The organism is Haloechinothrix sp. LS1_15, from assembly GCF_033042135.1.
Taxonomy (GTDB): Bacteria; Actinomycetota; Actinomycetes; order Mycobacteriales; family Pseudonocardiaceae; genus Haloechinothrix.
In genome coordinates, this window is the sequence record NZ_WBXM01000018.1 from 23,137 (window position 1) to 40,446 (window position 17,310).

16 protein-coding genes and 1 riboswitch are annotated in these 17,310 nt (G+C 68.3%); of the genes, 7 read left to right on the forward strand and 9 right to left on the reverse strand.

Annotated elements, in window-relative coordinates; all coding sequences use genetic code 11:
* Positions 1-147 precede the first annotated feature (147 nt).
* The 5 genes from garA (at position 148) to gcvP (ending at position 6,155) form a co-directional block, all read left to right on the forward strand.
* A complete protein-coding gene (gene garA / locus F8178_RS19440; RefSeq protein ID WP_317496293.1) occupies positions 148-615 on the forward strand; it encodes a glycogen accumulation regulator GarA in 468 nt (155 codons plus the stop codon).
* A gap of 37 nt (positions 616-652) precedes the next feature.
* Positions 653-1,393 carry a MerR family transcriptional regulator gene (locus F8178_RS19445; RefSeq protein WP_317496294.1) on the forward strand — a complete coding sequence of 247 codons (741 nt, stop codon included), beginning with the start codon at positions 653-655 and terminating at the stop codon, positions 1,391-1,393.
* Between the two features lie 261 nt (positions 1,394-1,654).
* Positions 1,655-2,128 (forward strand): bifunctional nuclease family protein, encoded by a 474-nt coding sequence (locus F8178_RS19450; protein WP_317496295.1) that lies wholly within the window; start codon positions 1,655-1,657, stop codon positions 2,126-2,128.
* 232 nt (positions 2,129-2,360) lie between these two features.
* Entirely contained in the window at positions 2,361-2,927 is a 567-nt protein-coding gene (locus F8178_RS19455) for a MerR family transcriptional regulator (protein ID WP_317496296.1), read from the forward strand.
* Between the two features lie 48 nt (positions 2,928-2,975).
* Positions 2,976-3,074, forward strand: a riboswitch (glycine riboswitch).
* Positions 3,075-3,245: 171 nt separating this feature from the next.
* The gene (gene gcvP, locus F8178_RS19460) at positions 3,246-6,155 is read left to right on the forward strand and encodes an aminomethyl-transferring glycine dehydrogenase (RefSeq protein WP_317496297.1); all 2,910 of its coding nucleotides are present in this window, start codon (positions 3,246-3,248) and stop codon (positions 6,153-6,155) included.
* A gap of 60 nt (positions 6,156-6,215) precedes the next feature.
* Here gcvP and F8178_RS19465 read toward each other — a convergent pair whose 3' ends face one another.
* Entirely contained in the window at positions 6,216-7,469 is a 1,254-nt protein-coding gene (locus F8178_RS19465) for an MFS transporter (RefSeq protein WP_317496298.1), read from the reverse strand.
* 152 nt (positions 7,470-7,621) lie between these two features.
* Here F8178_RS19465 and F8178_RS19470 point away from each other — a divergent pair, with 152 nt between their 5' ends.
* Complete coding sequence (locus F8178_RS19470; RefSeq protein ID WP_317496299.1) at positions 7,622-8,455, forward strand: aldo/keto reductase; 834 nt, start codon at positions 7,622-7,624, stop codon at positions 8,453-8,455.
* 53 nt (positions 8,456-8,508) lie between these two features.
* Here F8178_RS19470 and F8178_RS19475 read toward each other — a convergent pair whose 3' ends face one another.
* The 6 genes from F8178_RS19475 to F8178_RS19500 form a co-directional block, all read right to left on the reverse strand.
* Positions 8,509-9,168, reverse strand: a complete 660-nt coding sequence (locus F8178_RS19475) for a hypothetical protein (protein WP_317496300.1) — start codon at positions 9,166-9,168, stop codon at positions 8,509-8,511.
* 118 nt (positions 9,169-9,286) lie between these two features.
* Positions 9,287-10,210, reverse strand: a complete 924-nt coding sequence (locus F8178_RS19480; RefSeq protein WP_317496301.1) for a 3-methyladenine DNA glycosylase — start codon at positions 10,208-10,210, stop codon at positions 9,287-9,289.
* A gap of 4 nt (positions 10,211-10,214) precedes the next feature.
* Positions 10,215-11,258 carry a hemolysin family protein gene (locus tag F8178_RS19485; RefSeq protein ID WP_317496302.1) on the reverse strand — a complete coding sequence of 348 codons (1,044 nt, stop codon included), beginning with the start codon at positions 11,256-11,258 and terminating at the stop codon, positions 10,215-10,217.
* A complete protein-coding gene (locus F8178_RS19490; protein ID WP_317496303.1) occupies positions 11,255-12,598 on the reverse strand; it encodes a hemolysin family protein in 1,344 nt (447 codons plus the stop codon). Before F8178_RS19490 ends, F8178_RS19485 begins: the two co-directional genes overlap by 4 nt.
* Before the next feature lie 300 nt (positions 12,599-12,898).
* Positions 12,899-13,480 carry a helix-turn-helix domain-containing protein gene (locus tag F8178_RS19495; RefSeq protein ID WP_317496304.1) on the reverse strand — a complete coding sequence of 194 codons (582 nt, stop codon included), beginning with the start codon at positions 13,478-13,480 and terminating at the stop codon, positions 12,899-12,901.
* A gap of 144 nt (positions 13,481-13,624) precedes the next feature.
* A complete protein-coding gene (locus tag F8178_RS19500; protein ID WP_317496305.1) occupies positions 13,625-14,812 on the reverse strand; it encodes a Glu/Leu/Phe/Val dehydrogenase dimerization domain-containing protein in 1,188 nt (395 codons plus the stop codon).
* Between the two features lie 298 nt (positions 14,813-15,110).
* On the opposite strand from F8178_RS19500, the gene F8178_RS19505 reads away from it, so the two are divergent.
* Entirely contained in the window at positions 15,111-16,028 is a 918-nt protein-coding gene (locus F8178_RS19505; protein WP_317496306.1) for a LysR substrate-binding domain-containing protein, read from the forward strand.
* Positions 16,029-16,289: 261 nt separating this feature from the next.
* Here the strand turns inward: F8178_RS19505 and F8178_RS19510 are convergent, their stop codons facing one another.
* Both F8178_RS19510 and F8178_RS19515 read right to left on the reverse strand, forming a co-directional pair.
* Positions 16,290-17,090 carry a hypothetical protein gene (locus tag F8178_RS19510; RefSeq protein ID WP_317496307.1) on the reverse strand — a complete coding sequence of 267 codons (801 nt, stop codon included), beginning with the start codon at positions 17,088-17,090 and terminating at the stop codon, positions 16,290-16,292.
* Between the two features lie 24 nt (positions 17,091-17,114).
* Positions 17,115-17,310 (reverse strand): L,D-transpeptidase (locus F8178_RS19515; protein WP_317496308.1); only part of this gene is annotated, 196 nt, incomplete at its 5' end.

Below are 17,310 nucleotides of genomic sequence, written 5' to 3' on the forward strand. Positions count from 1 at the left end.
AGGAACCCGAGGAGAAACGGGCGCCACGGGCTCGGGCGCTGACACCACGGCGGGCGCCGTCGTGGTCCGGTGCGCGCAGGCCCGCTGGCACCGTCGAGGCAAGCTAGAGGCAAGGCACGACGACACCACCGTGTAAGGAGACCTCAGGTGAGTACGAACGACGGCCCCGGCGTTCCCCCGGAGCAGTCTCCGGAAAGGACGTCCGTCTTCCGGGCCGACTTCCTGTCGGAAGCCGAGGGGCAGGAACAGCCTGCCCAAGAGGAGGCGTCGGCCGCGGGAGTCGAGGCGCTCCCGGCCGGAGCAGCGCTGCTGGTGGTCAAGCGCGGTCCGAACGCCGGTTCCCGATTCCTGCTCGACAGGGACACCACCAGCGCCGGTCGCCACCCCGACAGCGACATCTTCCTGGACGACGTCACGGTTTCGCGTAGGCACGCGGAGTTCCGTCGCGAGGGCGGTGAGTTCGTGGTCATCGACGTGGGCAGCCTCAACGGCACCTACGTCAACCGCGAGCCCGTCGACCAGGCCGTCCTCGCCGGTGGCGACGAGGTGCAGATCGGCAAGTTCCGGCTGGTGTTCCTCACGGCCGCGTCGGCGGGAGGGCACACCGGTCAGTGACGGCCGAGCGCGGACGAGCTTGCGGGAGGAGGAAGCCGTGACGGCTGCCGGGGGCCAGGCACGCGACGGGCTCAGCATCGGGGCCGTTCTGGCCCAGCTGCGTCCGGAGTTCCCCGACGTCACGATCTCCAAGATCCGGTTCCTTGAGTCGGAAGGGCTGGTCCGCCCCGCACGAACGGCTGCTGGATACCGGCAGTTCAGCGGGGCTGATGTGGAGCGGTTGCGGTTCGTGCTCGCCGCCCAGCGGGATCACTACCTTCCGTTGCGGGTCATCAGGGAGCAGCTCGACGCGATCGACCGTGGCCTGGAACCGTCGACTCCGACACCTCGCCTGCCCCGGCAACTGGCTTCGCTACCCGGTGAGGGTGACGGGGTACCGACGGCGGACGACTTCGCCTCGCCGAGGGAAGTCCGGCTCACCAAGGAGGAGCTGCTGTCGGAGGCGGGTATCGATGAGGGGATGCTGGCCGAACTTGAGCGGTACGGTCTGATCACACCGGGGATGGCGGGTTTCTACGACCAGGACGCCGTGCATATCGCGCGGACGGTGAGGTCGTTGACGGGCTACGGGATCGAGCCTCGTCACCTGCGGGCGTTCCGTTCGTCGGCCGATCGCGAGGTAGGGTTGCTCGAGCAAGTTGTCACGCCGGTGTCGCGGCACCGGGACACCGAGGCGCGGGCACGTGCCGACGAGGTGGTACGTGAGCTCGCCGCGCTGTCGGTCACGCTGCACACCTTGCTGGTCAAGTCGGGGATCAAGAAGGTAACCGGAGCCTAGAAGTACCGGAGCCCAGAAGTTCAGTACGACACGGTCCCGCCGAGGCCGGTGTGCCCGTCACCCGTATCCCGGTCAACGGTGGCACAATCGAGCATCGAACAGGACACAGGCGGTTTCGTGCCGGGTGGAACCCTTCATGTCGGAGAGTTTGGCGCTTACGCTGTGCCTAGTGGCGCTATGGCGAGTAGCGTCGACGGTAGCGGTGCGGCAAGCGCGCGATAGGAGCTTCGGCCGGCGCACGACACAGGGAGGCGAGGCCCGATGAGCGAGATGCACGTCGTGGGTGTTCGGGTCGAACTGCCCAATAATCAACCGATCTTGTTGCTGCGCGAGAGCGAGGGGGAGCGTTACCTGCCGATCTGGATCGGGTCGGTGGAGGCCACCGCGATCGCGCTGGAGCAGCAGGGGGTGCGTCCGGCTCGCCCACTCACTCACGACCTGCTCAAGGAAGTCATCGGGGCCCTCGGGAAGCAGCTCGAACAGGTAGTGATCACGGACCTGAAGGAGGGCACCTTCTTCGCCGAGCTGGTGTTCCACGGTGACGTGCGCGTGTCGGCCCGGCCCAGCGACTCGGTGGCACTGGCGCTGCGTGCGGGAGTGCCGATCCACGCGGCCGAGTCGGTGCTCGACGAGGCAGGTCTGCTCATCCCGGACGAGCAGGAGGACGAGGTCGAGAAGTTCCGGGAGTTCCTCGACTCGGTGTCACCGGAGGACTTCCGCGGCGCCGACACCTGACGAACAGCAGGTGCCTGCCGAGCTTGTCGAGCACAGTTCCGGTCCCCGAAATCCCCGGTGCGGCTCAACATGAACTTGAGGTTGAACCGCGCGTCCCGTTGACCGTCCTCGCCCGCGGGCATACTCTGCAAGCAGGTGAATCGCGTGCGTGTGATTCGGTGCCGCCCGCCTCGTCCTCGGGGGTGGCGGTCTCGTTCGTCGGCCACTTCGGGCCGGGCGAGGGGAGGTATTCGTGGTCGAGGAGAGGCCTAGCCACGGGGCGGGGAACGAGCAGGGCGAGCTGTTCCCGGACGAATCCCTGCCGGACGAGCTCGTCGGCTACCGGGGTGCCGCCGCCTGCCAGATCGCCGGCATCACGTACCGCCAACTCGACTACTGGGCTCGGACCGGACTGATCGGTCCCAGCATCCGCACCGCGCACGGCTCCGGGTCCCAGCGGCTGTACTCGTTCAAGGACATCCTCGTCCTCAAGATCATCAAGCGGCTGCTGGACACCGGCATCTCGCTGCAGAACATCCGGCTCGCGGTCGAACACCTTCGCGAACGCGGTGTGCGCGATCTCGCGCGCGTGACATTGTTCTCAGACGGCACCACGGTATACGAGTGCACCTCTCCCGAGGAGATCGTGGACCTGCTGCAGGGTGGTCAGGGTGTCTTCGGGATCGCCGTCAGCGGGGCCATGCAGGAGATTTCCGGTACGATTCACGAGTTCCCCGCCGAGCGCGCTGACGGCGGCGAGGTCAAGAGCCCGGTGCCGGACGAGCTGTCACAACGACGACAAGCGCGCCGTACCGGTTGAACGACGGGGCGTCTGTCGGACACGATAGAGTGGAAGGCCGCAGACGCTTGTAGCCTCGCGGGAGAGTTCGGGCGACGTGTCGCCGCCCGGCGCCGAAGGAGCAACTCCTCCCCGGAACCTCTCAGGCACCAGGACCGCGAGTGCGAGTTGCCGCTGGAAAGAGGGTCATAGCGGGCACCGCCCGTCGACCCCGCCGAAGGTGCAAGCCCGGTACGCCGGGTGAACCTCTCAGGCGCCCGTGGGACGGGCATAGACAGTGGGGAGGGCCGCAGCAAGGTAGTGCACCCGTGCCGCGAACCCGATCCCCGGAGGCAATGCATGGCTACAGAGCGTCATCCCCAGCAGCCGATCTCGTTGTCGGCGCTCGAGCACGGCACACCGTTCGCCGAGCGGCACATCGGACCCGGCCGCGAGGAGCTCGAGCGCATGCTCGAGGTGATCGGTGTCGGGTCGCTCGATGAGCTCACCCGGCGCGCCGTCCCGGAGTCGATCCTGGATAGCGAGGCGGCCGCGGATTCACTGGATCTCCCGCTACCTGCCACCGAGGCGCAGGCGCTCGCCGAGCTGCGCGGGCTGGCGGGCCGGAACCGGCTCAACACCCAGATGATCGGTCTCGGCTATCACGGGACGATCACTCCGCCGGTGATCCGCCGCAATATCCTGGAGAACCCCGCCTGGTACACCGCGTACACGCCGTACCAGCCGGAGATCTCCCAGGGGCGGCTCGAGGCACTGCTGAACTTCCAGACGATGATCGCCGACCTGACCGGTCTGCCGATCGCGAACGCCTCGATGCTGGACGAATCGACCGCGGCTGCCGAGGCCATGACCCTGGTGCGGCGTTCGAGCAAGGCTCGCTCGAACCGGTTCATCATCGATTCCGACACGCTCCCGCAGACGATCGCGGTGCTGGAGACCCGGGCGGAGCCACTCGGCATCGAGATCGTGCTCGCCGACGTGTCCGCCGGTCTCGAGGCCGCCGGGGCGGACGATGCCTTCGGTGTCCTGCTGTCTTACCCCGGGACTTCCGGGCAGGTCCGCAACGACGAGGCGGTGATCGGCCAGGCGGCCGAGCTGGGGATCGCCACAGTCGTCGCCGCGGACCCGCTGGCGCTGACGCTGTTGCGTGCGCCGGGGGAGATGGGTGCCGACGTCGTGGTCGGTTCGGCGCAGCGGTTCGGGGTACCGATGGGCTTCGGTGGGCCGCACGCCGGGTACATGGCGGTGCGCAACGGCCTGGAGCGGCACCTGCCGGGACGTCTGGTGGGGGTCAGCGTGGACGCTGACGGCTCGCGGGCGTACCGGCTCGCGCTGCAGACGCGCGAGCAACACATCCGGCGGGAGAAGGCCACCTCCAACATCTGCACCGCGCAGGTGCTGCTCGCGGTGATCGCTTCGGCCTATGCCGTGTACCACGGCCCCGAAGGACTGCGCGCCATCGCGACGCGGGTGCATCGGATGTCCACCGTGCTGGCCGCGGGCCTGACCGAGGCGGGCGTAGAGGTGGTGCACCAGCGGTTCTTCGACACGGTGCGTGCCAAGGTGCCCGGTCGAGCGGCCTCGGTCGTCGAGGCGGCACGGGGGCTCGGCATCAACCTCCTGCAGGTTGACGACGACCACGTCGGCATCACCTGCGACGAGACCACCACCCGCGACCATCTGTCGCTGGTGTGGAAGGCGTTCGGCCTGTCGGTGTCGGACATGGACACGCTGGACGCGGAAACCGCCAACGCGCTGCCCGGCGAGCTGGAACGCACCAGCGAGTTCCTCACCCACCCGGTGTTTTCCACCTACCGTTCGGAAACGGCGCTGCTGCGTTACCTGCGCAGGCTGGCCGATGCGGATGTGGCGCTCGATCGCAGCATGATCCCGCTGGGATCGTGCACGATGAAACTCAACGCCACCGCCGAGATGGAACCGATCACATGGCCGGAGTTCGCCGAGTTGCACCCGTTCGCGCCGGTCGAGGACGCGGCGGGCATCCTGCGCGTGATCGCGGACCTGGAGCGCTGGCTGGCACAGATCACCGGCTACGACGCGGTGTCACTGCAGCCGAACGCCGGTAGTCAGGGCGAGTTCGCCGGATTGCTGGCCATTCGTGCTTACCACCGCGAGCGTGGCGAGCCCGGTAGGGACGTGTGCCTCATCCCGTCGAGTGCGCACGGTACGAACGCCGCCAGCGCGGTGATGGCTGGGATGCGCGTGGTCGTGGTCAAGTGCGACGAGCAGGGCAACATCGACCTGGACCACCTGCGTAAGGTCGCGGAGGACCACCGAGACGACCTCGCCGCGATCATGATCACCTACCCGTCCACCCACGGGGTGTACGAGGACACCGTGCAGCAGGTGTGCGGCATCGTGCACGACGCGGGTGGCCAGGTGTACGTCGACGGCGCCAACCTGAACGCACTGATCGGGCTGGCACGCTTCGGCAAGTTCGGTGCCGACGTGTCCCACCTGAACCTGCACAAAACCTTCTGCATCCCGCACGGCGGTGGCGGACCCGGCGTCGGCCCGATCGGCGTGCGCGCGCACCTGGCGCCGTTCCTGCCTAACCACCCGCTGCAGCCAACGGCCGGTCCCGCCACCGGGGTGGGCCCGATCAGTGCCGCACCCTGGGGTAGCGCGTCGATCCTGCCGATCTCGTGGGCGTATGTCCGCATGATGGGCAGGGAAGGGCTGACCAAGGCCACGCTGACCGCGGTGGCCGCGGCGAACTACGTCGCCCGCAGGCTGCACGAGTACTACCCGGTGCTGTACTCGGGCAACGACGGGTTGGTCGCCCACGAGTGCATCCTGGATCTGCGTGGCATCAGCAAGAACACCGGTGTCACGGTGGACGACGTCGCCAAGCGGCTCGCCGACTACGGGCTGCACGCGCCGACCATGTCGTTCCCGGTGGCCGGAACGCTCATGGTCGAGCCAACCGAGAGCGAGGACCTCGCGGAGCTGGACCGATTCTGCGAAGCCATGATCGCCATTCGGGGCGAGATCGATCGGGTGGCCTCGGGTGAGTGGCCGCTCGACGACAGCCCGTTGCGCAACGCCCCGCATACGGCGCGGTGCATCGCGGGCGAGTGGGACCGGCCGTACACCCGTGAGGAGGCGGTGTTCCCCGCGGGTAACCCGGCGCACAAGGTGTGGCCACCGGTTCGCAGGATCGACCAGGCAGGCGGCGACCGGAACCTGGTGTGTTCCTGCCCGCCGATCGAGGCTTACTCGAGCTAGCCCCCGGCCCGGGGTCCGCGCGGTCGGGGCGGGGACCCCGGGCTCTGTCAGGGTGCACTGTCAGGTGCCCGCCCCCGGTAGGTGCCGCCGTCGCCTGGCGCGCAGCGGTACGATCGCCACCGCTGAGGCGGCGAGCAGGGTGGTCATCAGCAGGAACGGGCCCGAGATGCCGACAACGGCGGACAGACCACCTGCCGCGGCTGGGGCCGCGCCCTGCGCGATGCGGTTACCGGTGATGCGCAGCGCGAGCGCGGTGGAGCGCAGCGTGCTCGGTGCCTGCTGCACGACCCAAGTCATGGTCAGTGGTTGGCCGAGCCCGAGGGTCATGCCGAGCACCGTCATCAGCAGGGCCAGCACGACGGGATCGCCGATCACCACGATGCCGAGCACCACCAGGGCGCTGACGGCGGCGTTCACGGTCAGCAGCAGCAACCGTTCGATATGCCGGAGCAGTACCGGGATGAGCAGTCGGGACAGGAACGAGAATCCCGCGCGGGTGGCGAGCAGCGCCCCGACGACGGTGGGGGAGAGACCGTGGTGCTCGCCGACCACCGGCATGTAGGCGACCAGCAGGTCGACCGTGGCCATCACGCTGAAGCTGACGAAGATGGCTACCGAGAGCTGGGGGTTGCCGAGCATGCCAAGTGCCGAGCCTCGCCCGGCTTGCGAGGTTGTGCCCTGCTCATCCGCCGAGCCGAACGTCCGATCCCGCAAGGCAGCCACCATCAGCCCGTAGAACAGCACGATCAGCACGGAGATCCCGGCACCGACCCAGAACGCGCCGGTGGTGGTGCGCAGCAGTTCGCTGTCGCGGCCGTCGATGACCCAGCCTCCCAGTAGCGGCCCGATCAACTGGCCGAGTGAGGCCGCCGCGGTGAACAACCCGAAGTTGCGGTCGTGCTCCCCAGGCCGTGACAGGTCGGTCACCACGGACTGCGCGGCGACCATGAGCGCGAGCTGCCCGATGCCGAGGGCCGCGTTGAACAGCGCCATCGCGAGCACCGAGCCGGCGTGTGCCAGCAGGGCGGAAGCGGCGGCCATCACGATGCCCCCGCCGAGCAGTAGTAGCGGGGCGCGTCCGCGATCCGACCAGCGACCCATCGGGATGGCCAGGAAGATGGGCAGCAACGCGCTGGAGGCGGCGACCAGGCCGACGGCGTTGGCGTCGCCACCCAGCGCGAGCACGCGGTACGAGGCCGCTGGCCGGTTGAGGAACATGGCCACGTGCACCGCGAGTGTGCCCAACAGCAGCAGTGCCAGCGCGGTGAACGGTGTCCAGCGCGCCCGCGGGTGGGTTCCGGCTGCTGATCCCATCAGCCCCGTTGTTCGGCGGTTCGGGGACGGATCGGCATGGTGGGAGTGCTCACAATCCCGATCGTCTCGTGAGACAAGCGAACGACCCGCGACCCCCGGTAGTTTCGGTGTGGTCGGTCACGCCACATGTGGCCTGCGGGAAAGGAGCGCGAATGATTCCACAGGTGACCCTCCGACCGGGGGTGTCGATGCCGCAACTCGGGTACGGGGTCTTCCAGATCGCGGCCGAGGAGACGGCTCCCTGCGTGGAGGCCGCACTGGAGGCCGGTTACCGCAGCATCGACACAGCCGCGATCTACGGTAACGAAGCCGAGGTCGGCAAGGCGGTACAGGCGGTGCAGGGACGCGGCATCGACCGGGGCGAGCTGTTCATCACCACCAAGCTGTGGAACGCTGACCAGGGATACGACGCGACGTTGGCCGCCTTCGACGCCAGCCTCGCCGCACTCGGCACCGACTACGTGGACCTGTACCTGATTCACTGGCCGGTACCGGCGCACGACCGCTACGTGGCGACGTGGCGCGCGATGGAGCGGCTGCACGCGGATGGGCGCGTGCGGGCGATCGGTGTGTCGAACTTCCACATCTCTCACCTGCAGCGGCTGATGGACGAGACCCAGGTCGTACCCGCGGTGAACCAGATCGAACTGCATCCGAACCTGGCTCAGCGCGGGCTCCGCGAGTTCCACGCCGAGCACGGCATCGTGACCGAGGCCTGGAGCCCGCTGGCGCAGGGTGGCCTGCTCGGTGACCCGGTCGTGACGGATCTGGCGCAGCAGCACGGTAAGACCCCGGCCCAGGTCGTGCTGCGGTGGCACATCCAGCTCGGCAACGTGGTCATCCCGAAGTCGGTGACCAGGCAGCGCATCGTGGAGAACATCGACGTGTTCGACTTCGCGCTGTCCGCCGAGGAGCTCGCCCGGATCGACGCGCTGGATAGCGGCGCCCGCATCGGACCGGATCCGGATACGTTCAACCGGCTGTGACGGTCATCGCGGCGGCGGGTTCCGCCCGGCAGGGCACAGGGAGCGTCGCGGATTCAGTCCGTTGGCTCCCACGCGGTTCGCCGTTCGGCGTCGAGGGCGAACTGCTGGAACTGCTGGGCGGCCCGTTGCTGCATGTCGTCGACACCGGGACCCGTGATGCGCACCAGCGGGTAGCTGTCGGCCTCGGGGTCGACCACCGAGGTCGGGTCGTTCGCGACCCGGTCCTGCCTGGCTTCGGCGAGTTGCTCGTATCGCGCGGCCGAGTCAGGAATCCAGATCGCCGGGATATCCCGGTCCGTGTCGGGTTCGGCGAGGGACTCCGCCGCGATCGCGGAGTCGGCCGAGGAGACCTGAGCCGTAAGACAGTGGCCACGCACCACCGGGTCGGTGTCGTTCCACGACTCGGCGACGCCCGAGGCGGGTTCGGCGAGCGATTCTGCCACCAGAACGTGCAGCGTGGTGTGCGCGTCGCAATCCTGCGACTGCGCCTCGGCCTGGCTGTTGAGCACGTTGGTGCCCCAGACCCAGCCAGCGCCGCCCAGCGCGACGAGCGCCGCCGCCACCATGCCTGCGATCGCCCACCCGGCGATGCCCCGACGTCCATCGCCGCTGCGGTGGCTGCCGCCGGAGCTGTCTGGAGCGTCGAGACCGTCGGAACCGCGGCGCCGGGAACGGGCGGATGCACGGGGCCGAACCTTGCTGTGTCGCCCCATCGTTACTGTGACCCTTTCGTGACCGTATCGATACCTGACGGTGTGCCGCGCTCGATGCTATCAGGCCACCACGTGGTGGCCATGAGCGAAACGTGATCGCCCACCGGAGCCGGCACCGTCACTTCGCCCGTATGGAGCAGTGTTGCGTGGCCGCCAGCAGCCACCGGCAGTGGTCGATCAGGCGCGAGCGTATCGACGCCGCGCGCCGCGCGAGCCCGGCCTGCGCCCGGGCGTACTCGGCGCGCCCGTGCGGCGTCTCGATCGGCACGGGGGTGAAGCCGTAGCCACTGAGGTCATAGGGACTGGCGCGCATGTCCAGCTCGCGGACGTGCGCGGCCAGCTCGAACGCGTCACCCAGCAGTTCGGCGGGAACGAACGGATCGAGCTTGTACGCCCACTTGAACAAGTCCATGTTCGCGTGGAGGCAACCCGGTTGCTCGGTGTCGAGCTGCGTGTCGCGGCTGAGCTCGGTGGCGTTGCGCGGCTTGGCGGGCTCGGCGAAGAAACGGTAGGCGTCGTAGTGGGTGCAGCGCAGGTCCAGCGACTCCACGGCCGCGTCGGTACCGCGCGCACCGAGACGTAGCGGGAGGTGGGAGTGCCGGATGCCGTCCCCGGTCTCGCGGTAGACCATCGCCCACTCGTGCAGGCCGAAGCAGTCCAGCCGGGCTGTGCGCGACTGTGTCGCTTCGAGCAGCGACAGGACGAACCGGGCGGTGTGTTGCCTGCGGTGGGTGAACCCGGCCATGTCGAGGGTGACGCCGCCTGGCACCTCGCGGTAACCGGTGCGCTCCAGGAACCGTCGCGCGTCGACACCGGAAAGCACCACTCCGGGACCGGGCTGCCAGCGTTGCAGCCGGGACGGGCGGTGCGAGTAGTAGGTGAACAGGAAGTCCCACACCGGGTGGGGCTCGCCCCGCTGCTGCCGCCGCTGGTGGGGCACCGTCCACTCGCGCATCCGAGCGGCGTGGGCGCGCTCGCGCTCCTGCCAGGTCTCCTCGGGTAGCACCTCGGCGCCCCCGGTGGGGCCTACCGGTTCGCGCATCGGCTCAGCTCCCGACGTGCGTGCCGTCACGTACGGTTCCGACGTACTCCTCGACAAGGTCTTCGAGCGCCACGACGCCGAGTGTGGCACCGTCGTCGCCGATGGCGCACGCCAGGTGGCTGCCGTCCTGCCGCATGGCCGTCAGCGCCTCGTCGAGCCGGGCGTTGGCCGGTAGCCGGGTGAGGCGGCGTAGCTTCGCCGCGGGGACGGGGGTGTCGGCTTCCTGGTTGATCTGGTCGAGCACGTCCTTGAGGTGGATGTAGCCGGAAAGGTCGCCGGCCTCTGTGCGTACCGGGAAGCGAGAGAACCCCGTGGCGGCGACGGCGCGCTCGACGTCACCGACGGTGGCCTTCTGGTGCAGCGTGGTCAAAGCCGAGGAGGGAACGAGCACGTCGGCGACGGTCTTGTTGACCGAGGACAGGGTTTGGCTGAGCCTGCGGTGCTCGGCGTGCTTGATGAGCCCTTCCCTGCGGGACTGGCTCAACAGCTCGGCGAGCTCCCGTGACGTGTAGGCGGTCTCCAGCGCGTCCTTCGGGACGACCCGGAAGGCACGCAGGATCAGGTTCGCCGCCACGTTGAGCGTCCAGATGAACGGGGTGGCGAACCGCACCCACACCACGTGCACCGGCACCAGCCACAGCGCGAGCCGTTCGGGCTCGGCGATGGCGAGGTTCTTCGGCACCATCTCACCGACCAGCACGTGGGCGACGGTGATCAGCGCGAGGGCGATCGCGAAGGCGATGCCGTGGGTGATGTAGCCGGGTAGCTCGGTGACGCCGAGCAGCATGGCGAGCTGCCGGGCCACGGCGGGTTCGCCGAGCCTGCCGAGCAGCAGCGAGCAGATGGTGATACCCAGCTGTGCGCCTGCCAGCATCAGCGAGACGTTCTTGCTGGCGTTGATCACGATGCGGGCGCGCGCCTTGCCCTGTTCGAGTAGCGCCTCCAGCCGGTCGCGGCGGGATGAGATGAGGGCGAACTCCGCGCCGACGAAGAAAGCGTTGGCGAGCAACAGCAGCACCACGAGTGCTGGGGCGAGCCAGTCGTTCATGACCTCACCTCACCGCGATCGTCGCTCTCGTGAGCCGCCAACTTCCGCACACTGAGCTCGGCGATGCGGTGGCGGTCGAGCTGTGTGACGGTGAGCTCCCACCCGTCGACGACGATCGATTCGCCGGTCTCCGGGATCTCCCCGAGGGTGGCGAGCACGAGCCCGGCGACGGTTTCGTAGTCCCCTTCCGGCATCACGAAACCGGTGATCTCGGCGAGCTCGTCGCCGCGGAGCTGGCCGGAGACCAACCAGCTGTGCGTGCCGGTACGTTGGGCAGCGGGCTCCTCACCCTGGTCGTGCTCGTCGCGTACGTCACCGATGATCTCTTCGACCACGTCCTCCAGGGTGACCAGACCTGCGGTGCCGCCGTACTCGTCGACGATGATGGCCAGCTGCAGCCCGGACTCGCGGAGGCGGTTGAGCAGGGCGTCTCCCTGGAGGGATTCCGGAACGGTCGGGATCGGGCGGGTCAGTGACAGGACCTGCACCGAACCTCGGTCGGTGGCAGGCACGGTGAACGCCTGCTTGATGTGTACCGCCCCGATCACACCGTCCAGGTCGTCGTGGCACACCGGGAACCGGGAGTACCCGGTGTGGCGGGCGAGGGCGAGCAGATCATTGATCGATTGGTGACTGAGCAGCGCCTGGATGCGGATGCGGGGGGTCATCAATTCGCCTGCCGTGCGGTTGCCGAACCGCAACGACCTGCCGAGCAGCTCCGCGGTGGTGGCGGTCAACGTGCCGCGTTCCGCGCTCGACCGCACGATCGAACCGAGTTCCTGCGGGGACCGGGCGGAGCGCAACTCCTCCTGCGGTTCGATACCGAAGGACTGGACGATCCGGTTCGCGCCGTTGTTCAGCATCCGAATCAGCCACGCGAACAGCGCGGAGAAAGTGGAGTGGTAGCCGGCCACGAAACGAGCCGTGCCCATCGGGCGAGCGATGGCGAGGTTCTTCGGCACCATCTCACCGATCACCATCGACAGAGCCGTGGCCAGGAACAGGGCGGTGGCCAGGGAAAGCGCTCCAGCCGCTCGCTCGGTGGCGCCCAGCGACTCGAACACCGGCCGGACGAGCCCACCGATGATCGGCTCGGCGAGGAACCCGCTGACCAGCGTGGTGATGGTGATGGCTACCTGGGCTCCGGAGAGCTGGAACGACAGTGTCCGGTGCGCCTTCAGCACGGTACGCGAGCGGCGGTCACCGCGCTGCTGGATGTTGGTCTCGATGGTGCTGCGTTCCAGGGCCGTCAGCGAGAACTCCGCGGCCACCGCGAGCCCGGTCCCTACGGTGAGTAGCAGGAAGAACAGTACGCCGCCTACGGTGAGCAACACGTCCATCAGCGGCCGCCCCGTCCGACACTGTCACGGTCTACCGTTCCGCTCCCGTCTGCGGCGCCCGGGCGGTGACGTGCGCCGGATAACTCACTGTCCCCGGCTGACGGCGCATCGCGCACGAGGTGTTGTCACTCCTTGCGGTGGTTCGGTAGCAGGTCCACGGCGTCAATAGGGCGGAATAGTGAAGTGTAGACGTTTCGATGATAGCCCGAACGGCAGGTCACAAGAATAGTTCGGTGCGGTCAGCGTGCCGGTCGCCCGCGTGGCGTTGGTTACCCGCCTACCGGCCGCCGGGGCGAGTAGTCAGGCGGCGGTGTGACGCCTGCGCACCGTTTCCTCGACGAGGTCGAGGACAGGGCCGAGGTCATCCGCCGGGAGGCCCATCGCCAGGTGCGACACGAGTCCTTCCAGCACCAGCTCGAGGAAAGAAGTGAGCACGTCCACATCGATGTCGTCGCGGAGCTTGCCCGCCTGCCGCTGCCGTAGGAGGCGCTGGCGGGTGGCCGTGGTCAGCTGGCGGGATCGCTCGGCCCAACGCGCGCGGAAGTCCGGATCGGTCCGCAGCCTGCGGGAGACCTCCAGACGGGTACCGAGCCAGTCCGGCGGGTGGGCGCTGTCACCGGCGAGCAGGTCACGCATGACCTGGACCAGGCCCTGCTCGGCCACCACATCAGCCATCCGGGCAGCGTCGTCCTCTGCCAGTGCGAGGAAGAGCGATTCCTTGTCCTTGAAATGGTGGAAGATGGCACCACGGGACAAGCCGATGGTCTCCTCGAGCCGACGCACGGTCGCCGCTTCGTAGCCGTAGCGGGCAAAACACACCCGCGCACCGTCCAGTATCTGCCTGCGACGCGCGTCGAGATGATCCTGACTTACCCGTGGCACCCTGCGATCCTGTCACCACGGGTAGTCTTCGTGCAATCCGTACGTACGTACTGTGATCTGTACTGGTCTATGCCGCCCGACCGGGTGACCGTTGCGGGTCTTGCGTGGTGCCGGACGCCCGAACGCCCGGCACCACGTGCCCGGTCACGGGATGGCGAGCGTGGCCTCGCCGCTGGCCTCGGCCTCGATACGCTGCGCCCGGTTGCGCTCGGCCAGCGCGACGCCGGTCCGCCTCGGGGAGACCCGTGTGGCGTCCCAGTCGGCCAGCAGCAACCCGATACGGGACTGCATCTCGCTACGCAGCCGCAGGAAGGAGTCGGCGGGCTCGGCGCCGACCTCGCCCAGCAGCAGCCACCATGCCCAGGCCGCCGCGCCCGCGTTGGCGATGAAGTCCGGGATCACCGGGATGTCCCGTGCGGTGAGGTGTGCCTCCGCGTCCGGTGTGGTGGCAGCGTTGGCCGCCTCGACCACGACCTTGGCGGCGACGTCGTCGGCGTTGCGCTCGGTGATCGCATACGAGATCGCGGCAGGCACCAGGATGTCGGCGGCGATCGAGGTGATCGCTTCCCTCGGGAGCCTGCGTACCCGCGAGGGGACCCTGTCCCGGTCGATCTCCCCGTAGCAGTCGCGGAGTTCGAGGAGCAGAGGGATGTCGAGGCCGTCCGGATCGTGGAGCGTGCCTGCGGCATCGGCCACGGCCACGATCGGCACACCGGCCTCGTGCAGGTACCAGGCGGCACCTCCTCCCATGGTCCCCACACCCTGGATGGCGACCCCGGTCTCGTGCTCGGCCCAGCCCCAGGCGCTCGCCACGCCAAGGCAGGCCTGCGCGACGCCGTAACCGCCGACGACGTCACCTAGAGCCAGACCCCCTGGTACCGGTGTGTGCAGACCGGCGTGCACGCGCTGCAGGGTGCGTTGCGGGTCCGGAGCGCGCGTGATGGCCGCGTGGTAGGACTGGTCCAGTCCGATAGAGGCGAAGACGTCGTCGATGAGGTGCTGCGGAACGCCGAGGTCCTCGGCGGTCACCCAGTGGTCGTCGAACCACGGCCGCATGGCCCGGCAGAAACGCTCCAGCACGCCACGTGCCTCGGGGTCCTTCGGGTCACAGTCGATGCCGCCCTTGGCACCTCCGACGGGGAGGTTGAACGCCGCGGTCTTGAGGTCCATGCCGCGCGCCAGGTCCGCGACTTCGGACTGGGTGCAGCCGGCACGCATGCGTGTGCCACCGGTGGCCAGACCGGACACCAGGCTGTGTACGACTACGTAGCCGCGCTTACCGGTCACCGGATCGGTCCAGGTCACCTGAACCATCGGGTCACGCGTGGTCATCGGTCCACCACCTCCAAACACACTCACCGGCCAAGCACCGTGCATCGGAACGGCCGCGAAGGAGTTCCGAGCCGTCCGAGCACGGGCCCTCACATCTCGTACGGATCACTCGACTGCACGAACGTGTGCCGTCATGAGGACAGCACGAACCCGGCGGCTCGGAAGGACCGCCTTCGGCAGGGGGCGAGACGCTGAGGTTGTACGCGGGCAGACGGAGCGATCGCACTTTCCAGCATGCTCGCCGTCTGTTGCGCGCGTCCAGTTAGAGATCGTGGAGTGCGCTGTTTATGGTTCGTTCATGGATCTCTCCCTGCACCGGCTGAGGATGCTGCGGGAACTCCACCGGAGGGGGACCGTGACGGCAGCCGCGACGGCGCTGCATTACACGGCCTCTGCGGTGTCGCAACAGCTCGCGCAGCTGGAGCGCGATGTCGGCGCGCGATTGTTCGAACGGATCGGTCGACGAGTGCAGCTGACGGATCTTGGCAGCCTGCTGGCCGAGCACGCCGAGGAGATCCTGGGCGCGGTCGACCGGGCGAGCCTCGCCCTCGAAGAGGCCCAGGAGGCAGCCACCGTGCGGCTGCGCGCCGGGGTGTTCGCCACGGTGGCGGCGGGTCTGCTGCCGCGCGCGATGGATACGCTGGCTGGCAGGCACCCGGGACTCCAGTTGCGGACGCGGGAGCTGCCACCGGAGGCGACCGCGCTGGCCGTCCGGGAAGGCGAGCTCGACCTGGCTTTCGTGATCGATTACCCGGATGCACCGATGCAGCGCGACCCCAGCCTACTCGGCTCGCAGATCGCCGTGGAGCGGCTGCATGTCGCGGTCCCCGCAGGATCCCTCGGTGCCGGTCCGGTCGCACTGTCCGATCTGGCCGAACAGACCTGGATCCTGTCAGGACCGAAGAGCCATTTCGGTGCGGCGGTTCGAGCTGCTTGCCAGCGCGCCGGATTCGACCTGACGATCACTCACGAGGTCGACGAGCAGGCCACCGCGATGTCCATGGTGGCCTCCGGGATGGGGATCACCCTGGTCTCGGATCTGGGCTTACAGCTACGACCGCCTGGCATGGACGCGCTCGCGCTCACCGTACCCATCACCCGCACGGTGTCCATTGTGTACCGTAGCACCGCGTTGCGCCGTCCCGCGCTCAATCTCGTCATCGACGTCGTGCGCGCAACGGCAGTCGAACTCGGGCTTTCCGTGGCCAACCCTTGAGCAGTGGGGGAGGGGCACCGGCTGGCTTGAAGGGTGGTCCGTCGTCGGGTGGTGGGTTGGCTGTTGGCAGGGTTGGCCATGAACTCGCTGGCGATCGGTGCCGGCATGGGTCCGTAGCAGGGGAGTTCGCAGCCGTTACCGTGGCTGCGCCCGTCATATACCGCCCCAAGGTGTGAAGTCGACTTCGTCACCGGACAACAGTGGCCCCGCCGGGAGAACCCGGCGGGGCCACTGTGTTCGTCACTCAGCCAGAGGCGAGTCTCAGCCGGTCACCGGCAGGTCGTCCTCGACCGGGTCAGGCTTCGGAGCCGTGGGCTTCGGGTCCTCGGGGTCCTCAGGGTCCTCGGGGTCCTCAGGATCCTCAGGATCCTCGGGGTCCTTCGGGTCCTCGGGGTCCTTCGGCTCGTCCGCCGGGCCACCGCAGGTGACGGAGCCGATGGTGATGGTCTGGCCAGCCAGCTCGTTCAGCGGCTCGGCCAGCTCCGGCGGCAGGAGACCATCCTCGATCGCGCCGTCGGCTCCACCGAGAACCTCGATGACAAGGCCCTGGGCGGTGTAGTCGCCGTCATCGGTCGTGCCCTGCTGATGGACAGTGACCTCAAGGACGCCCGGGATACCGTGCTCCTCGGTCTCGTCGGGGCCGGGGATGTTGACGACCTCGTCACCGCCCAGGCCGACGAACACGTGATCCAGCGTACTGGAGTTGCCTTCACACCTGAGGTTCTCGACGGTCGCCTCGAGTTCGAGCTGGTCGCGCACGATCGTGGTGTCGACCTGCTTGACCTCGGCCACGTTGTCGCCAGCCATGACGTGCTGAACGTCGAGCTCGATGAGGTCTTCGAGCTCTTCGGGCAGGCTGATGGTGCTGTCCGTGACCTCTTCGCCGTCTTCCGACACGACGTGTGGAGTGGGGCCGAAGTCGAGAAGTCCTTCGCCCTCGATTCCGAAGGCTTCCGAGGTTCCGGTCTGGGCGTGCCCGGTCACGGAGCCGAGCACGAGTGCGGTGGCGGCGGTCAGCGCACCGACCGCAACACCGCTACCGGCTATTGCTCGTCTTCTCATCTCTGGTTAGGTCCCTTTCTGTGTTTACTGCTCATCCACCAGGACTACAGTCCCGAGTGGTACCTCGGTGAGGCGTTCCAGCGCGTCCTGCGGCACGCGAATGCAGCCGTGGCTGGTAGCGGTCCCGAGGACGTCTTCGGTCGGCCAGGTGTGGATCGCCACGGTCCCCGGCCCACCGCCGAAATCGTCCAGCGTGTCACTGTGCGATCCCAGCGGGAGA

Bases quoted from the DNA above. Each gene is read 5' to 3' on its own strand.
- F8178_RS19450 (WP_317496295.1), top strand. From the start codon at position 1,655: ATGAGCGAGATGCACGTCGTGGGTGTTCGGGTCGAACTGCCCAATAAT.
- gcvP (WP_317496297.1), top strand. From the start codon at position 3,246: ATGGCTACAGAGCGTCATCCCCAGCAGCCGATCTCGTTGTCGGCGCTC.
- F8178_RS19465 (WP_317496298.1), bottom strand. From the start codon at position 7,469: ATGGGATCAGCAGCCGGAACCCACCCGCGGGCGCGCTGGACACCGTTC.
- F8178_RS19470 (WP_317496299.1), top strand. From the start codon at position 7,622: ATGATTCCACAGGTGACCCTCCGACCGGGGGTGTCGATGCCGCAACTC.
- F8178_RS19475 (WP_317496300.1), bottom strand. From the start codon at position 9,168: ATGGGGCGACACAGCAAGGTTCGGCCCCGTGCATCCGCCCGTTCCCGG.
- F8178_RS19480 (WP_317496301.1), bottom strand. From the start codon at position 10,210: ATGCGCGAACCGGTAGGCCCCACCGGGGGCGCCGAGGTGCTACCCGAG.
- F8178_RS19485 (WP_317496302.1), bottom strand. From the start codon at position 11,258: ATGAACGACTGGCTCGCCCCAGCACTCGTGGTGCTGCTGTTGCTCGCC.
- F8178_RS19490 (WP_317496303.1), bottom strand. From the start codon at position 12,598: ATGGACGTGTTGCTCACCGTAGGCGGCGTACTGTTCTTCCTGCTACTC.
- F8178_RS19500 (WP_317496305.1), bottom strand. From the start codon at position 14,812: ATGACCACGCGTGACCCGATGGTTCAGGTGACCTGGACCGATCCGGTG.
- F8178_RS19505 (WP_317496306.1), top strand. From the start codon at position 15,111: ATGGATCTCTCCCTGCACCGGCTGAGGATGCTGCGGGAACTCCACCGG.
- F8178_RS19510 (WP_317496307.1), bottom strand. From the start codon at position 17,090: ATGAGAAGACGAGCAATAGCCGGTAGCGGTGTTGCGGTCGGTGCGCTG.